The sequence below is a fragment of the Micrococcus sp. iso_26 genome (assembly GCF_056172975.1).
The window spans coordinates 1-642 of the sequence record NZ_JBWBTV010000028.1; the positions used below are offsets into that span (position 1 = coordinate 1).

At 71.8% G+C, this 642-nt stretch carries 1 pseudogene; it reads right to left on the reverse strand.

The window, feature by feature from the left end:
* Nucleotides 1–642, reverse strand: a pseudogene (locus AC0VX0_RS12395) (IS5 family transposase); the annotation flags it as partial.

Here is a 642-nt window from a genome sequence, read left to right on the forward strand (position 1 = left end):
GCGTCTGCGATGGCCCTGCTGATCCGCCGGCTCGGGGATCACGGCCTTGATCCGGCGGGCACGCAGATGGGCGCGGATTGCCCGGGAGGAGTAGGCCTTGTCGCCCAGCACGGCCTCGGGGCGGGTCCGGGGCCGCCCTGCTGGCCGGGTCACGCGCAGCTGCCCCAGCAGGGGCAACAGCATGGGCGAGTCTCCTGCCTGGCCGGGGGTGATCAGGCTGACCAGCGGCAGCCCGGTCCCGTCCACGAGTTGATGGATCTTCGTGCTCAGCCCGCCCCGGGAGCGCCCGATGCCGTGATCGGCCGGCTCCTCACGCGGATTCTTGTAGTTCGATCCATCCCCCTGTGTGCCGGGTGGTGTTCGTGGCGTGCTGGTGAGCGCGGGCGATCGTGGAGTCCACCGACACCGACCAGTCCACCAAGCCCTGCGCGTCAGCGGCGGCGGTCAGCGTCGCCAGCACCGTGTCCCAGGTGCCCTCGGCCGCTATCCGGCGGTGCCAGGTCCACACGGTCTGCCAGGGCCCGTAGACCTCGGGCAGATCCCTCCAAGCGATTCCGCACCGGTACCGGTAGATGATCGCCTCCACCATGGCGCGGGCGTCGGCGAACGGCCTGCCGGCGCGGCCGGTCCGGGTCGGGAGCA